Origin of the sequence: Microcoleus sp. A003_D6 (genome assembly GCF_036702825.1) — a bacterium.
In the GTDB taxonomy this organism is placed as follows: Bacteria; Cyanobacteriota; Cyanobacteriia; order Cyanobacteriales; family Microcoleaceae; genus Microcoleus.
Window position 1 is genome coordinate 1 of the sequence record NZ_JAUBWA010000243.1, and the last position, 3,858, is coordinate 3,858.

3 protein-coding genes and 1 pseudogene are annotated in these 3,858 nt (G+C 41.7%); 2 read left to right on the plus strand and 2 right to left on the minus strand.

What is annotated here, in order from left to right:
* Window positions 1-120: 120 nt before the first annotated feature.
* The gene (locus QUB70_RS31875; RefSeq protein WP_332985791.1) at window positions 121-1,164 is read left to right on the plus strand and encodes an AI-2E family transporter; all 1,044 of its coding nucleotides are present in this window, start codon (window positions 121-123) and stop codon (window positions 1,162-1,164) included.
* Between the two features lie 255 nt (window positions 1,165-1,419).
* On the opposite strand, the gene QUB70_RS31880 is transcribed toward QUB70_RS31875, so the two are convergent.
* Both QUB70_RS31880 and QUB70_RS32835 read right to left on the minus strand, forming a co-directional pair.
* Window positions 1,420-2,214, minus strand: coding sequence for a cobyrinic acid a,c-diamide synthase (locus tag QUB70_RS31880; protein WP_332985792.1), 795 nt, complete (start codon window positions 2,212-2,214; stop codon window positions 1,420-1,422).
* A 385-nt stretch (window positions 2,215-2,599) separates the two neighbouring features.
* The gene (locus QUB70_RS32835; protein WP_442927861.1) at window positions 2,600-2,884 is read right to left on the minus strand and encodes a hypothetical protein; all 285 of its coding nucleotides are present in this window, start codon (window positions 2,882-2,884) and stop codon (window positions 2,600-2,602) included.
* A gap of 220 nt (window positions 2,885-3,104) precedes the next feature.
* Here QUB70_RS32835 and QUB70_RS31895 point away from each other — a divergent pair.
* A pseudogene (locus tag QUB70_RS31895) lies at window positions 3,105-3,791 on the plus strand (Npun_R2479 family HD domain-containing metalloprotein); the annotation flags it as partial.
* Between the last annotated feature and the right edge of the window lie 67 nt (window positions 3,792-3,858).

Sequence of the window (3,858 nt, forward strand, 5' to 3'; positions counted from 1 at the left end):
TTCATAATTTCAGAAATCGCGTATTAGCTTGTTTTTCTGATTAGATAAAATTATCACCACAAGTTCAGGAGAGCCGACTCGGCAATATTTTTGAGTTATTATTAATCCCTGGAAATCCCTGTGAAAGAGCAAGAAAGAATTCCTCCCAATTTTTGGAATATGCTAAGCAATTTAGCCTTAGTTCGGTTTTTGCTTTTATTTGCTTCTGGTTGGGCTGGACTGCAACTTTTAGCTTACTTTGAAACTGCCGTCGCGGTTTTCACCATTGCTGCACTCGTGGCTTTTTTGCTCAACTATCCGGTGCGAACTCTCCAGCGATTTTTACCGCGAAGTTTAGCTGTCGCCTTAGTTGTCTTGCTCGCCATTTTAGTTTTTGGGGGTCTCACCGTCACCCTAGGCGTCACTCTTTTATCTCAAGGGCAGCAATTAATTGACAGCCTGACTGAATTTGTGAATGCTCTAGCGCCTCTGTCCGATCGCATCGAAGCATTCCTGCGGGCGAGAAACCTGCAAGTCAACCTGCGAGTTATTGAGGAACAACTGCGAAATCAAGCTTTATCTGGAGTTGTTTGGAGTATTGCTTTCTTACAAGTATTTTTAACCAATTTATTGAATTTAATATTAATTATGGTGGTGGCTTCTTTCATGTTACTTGATGGAGAGAGGCTGTGGCTGTTGGTTCTCAAATTTATACCCCGACACCTGCACAGGCGTTTAAGTTTAACAATTGAGCGAAACTTTTTAGGATTTTTTCAGGCACAAATTCTGTTAATGTTATTTTTGACAACAGCTAGCTTTGGAATTTTCCTAGTGTTAGATGTGAGATTTCCTTTAATTTTAGCATTTATTATAGGATTGTTTGATTTAGTTCCGGGGATCGGAGCGACGCTGGGAATTAGCTTAGTGTGTTTTATTGTATTGTCTCAAAATGTGTGGCTAGCTTTAAAAGTATTGGCAGCTTGCATTGTTTTGCAGCAAATTCAAGACAACTTTATTCATCCGAGACTGATGCAAAATTCCCTTAACCTCAATCCGGTAGTGGTGTTTTTTGCACTGTTAGTAGGCGCGAGAGCCGCAGGACTTTTAGGCATATTTCTGGCTATTCCCCTAGCGGGAGTGATAGTTAGCTGGTTTGAAATTGAAGAAATGCAAGCGGAAGGTTGATTGATACAGCCATCCTATTTGACATCAAATCCGGCTGAAAAATTCTGTCTTAACTTGCGACTATAAGGATCGCGAATTAAATAACTTACAATTTTAATTGTTATTGTGGGATGGGCGTCCCGCCCATCCCACAAACTTGTGGAAGTTATTTAATTCTCATTCCTAAGTCCCATGCTTAAAAAACTCTTCTGTGTCCAACGCGAAAATAAAAGTAAAGAGAAAAAAGCAATCTATAGTACACCTTACTGCCTAAAGTCAATGAATAAATTGCAAGTCAGTAGGAAATCTTTCTTCTTCGGGTTCTGGATCGTAAATGTAATCGCAGTCAAAGCGCAAAGCTTGAGAGTGGCGGCTGATAGAAAATCCGCAATTACTCACCATTTCTGTAGTAAAAGTTGCCATGACTAACTCAATGAGCTTTCTGTAAGAAATGTTAGGCAGTTGAACGTAATAGGCGCGTCTGGCAAAAAAGATTCTCTCATCTTTCGGTAGAATTATGCCATTGATTCTGTGTGCGTGTTGAATCGGCTTGATATAGGTTTCAATAAACTGCGACTGATTTTTTTGCAGTCTCGCCAATCTTTCGTGTTGCAACCAGCTCATTTGAAACACAATTTTAATAAATTCAAAACCCAAAATGTAGTTAAAAACATTATTGCGTTCTTCTGTACTCAAAACGAACCTGAGTGCTGATTCTAAATATTGGTCAGTTTCCCGGCGCGCTTGTTGAGCCGAGTGGATATAAAATTGTTTGATGTAGCTTCTTAAATCTGATTCGTTTAATTCTTTTTTGACTCGGAATCTGATTAAATACTCTTTGACTCGGTGTAGAGTATCTACATCTTCAAACATTTTTGAGACTAAACCGTCGGCTGTATAGTCATCTAAAAATTCTGCTTGCAAGTCGGGAGTAGAGGCGCACAATATGTAGCAGAGAGACAAGACGTAGCGCCGCTGGTTCCAAGGCAAGCTTTGGGCCCAATCTTTAACTTCTACAGGGAGTTTTTCCAGCACGGTATCTGTGGGGGAGGCGTTGAGAAAGGTCGGCATATTTATGTTTTTGCGTAGTCATTACCTGAAACCTTATCTTAGTAAATTGACCTGGTAATATATCGCAGGTAAGTAGGAGGGTAAAGTAGATGCGGCGAGTGGAAAGTTATATTTATTTTTTGATATATCTTAATATACATGGCGTAGCGGGAACAGGGCGTGATCTGTCTCACACTTTTGCGGACTTGTAATCACAACTGTTAGCTTTCCATATCACATTTAGTGGCCGCGAGTGTCACGCGATAAACTTATTCATGTCACTGGGGTAACGGCGGGTTTGGTTGATGATTAAGAAGCGTGATTCATAACTTTTGCTTACTAATAATTACTGAGGTCAATCATGGACTCGACTACAAGTATTTTTCCTGAAAATCGGTGTCAATACTTAAGTTTTGGCGATCGCCTCGTCCAACCAGTGCGACAGTGGCTTGATAACATTGCCGTGGTAGATCCGCAAGTAGCGAGCGTGGTTGTGCAAACTTATACCAGCACAGTGTCCTTTTGAGAGAGATATCCAGCTATTGGGACACCATCTTTTCCACATACCGCCTATGTGCAAGCTAAATCCTGTGTATGAGGAATTAGTGGGGTTGCGTTTTCGATCGCTCTCGTTTTTGGCTGACGTATGCGGCGAAGATGTAACGCCGTACTGCTGATTGAGGGGTGTCATACCTCGATCGCCCATTGATATCAATTATTTACGGGGTGCATCGCTCTGCTAGTTGTTCGATCGCTAATTTAAGGCATAATCGTTGATAATATCAGTGGATGCCTCTAGATAGGAGCGGACATCCATTGTGATGGTGAAGTAAAAAAACATCAAACGGTAGCACCAAAAACAATAAGTATAAAAATAATTTAACAAGCTATTTTAACACAGGCAAGTGAATATGTTTAACGCAACTGAACTGCTGATTCATGCTTTTGTAAATCGGCTGATTGAAGGCTACCGCCACACCTACGGCGGGTTCAAATCTGACTACGGTGAAATTATTGCTTGGGTAGCGAGTATGGCTTTGGAAAATATTGCTAATAGCGATGCTCTTTACCACAATGTGGAACACACTATTTTAGTAACCTTAGTGGGACAGGAGATTCTGCGCGGCAAGCACATCCGCGAGGGTGGTGTTTTATGCGAACATTGGCTGCATTTCCACATTGCTTTGCTGTGTCACGATATCGGGTATGTGAAGGGGGTTTGTCGGCAAGATCGAAGTGATTTGCGACAGTATGCAACGGGGATAGAGGATTTGCAAGTGAAGCTACCTCCGGGGGCGACGGATGCGAGTTTGACGCCTTATCATGTCGATCGGGGAAAAATGTTTATTGACGAGCGTTTTGGCGGTCATAAACTGATTGATGCTGAGCTGGTTAAGCGTAATATTGAGTTGACTCGTTTCCCGGTTCCTGCGGATGAAGATTATCAAGATACTGCGAATTATCCGGGTTTAGTTCGCGCTGCTGATTTAATCGGCCAGTTGAGCGATCCGCGATATTTGCAAAAGGTTGCTGGGTTGTTTTACGAGTTTGAGGAGACTGGTCAAAATCAGGTTTTGGGGTATCGCACTCAGGGGGAACGCATCTTATTGAACACTGTTCATCAGTGATGAGTATATTTTAAGATAAATTCACCATTGTTAGAAG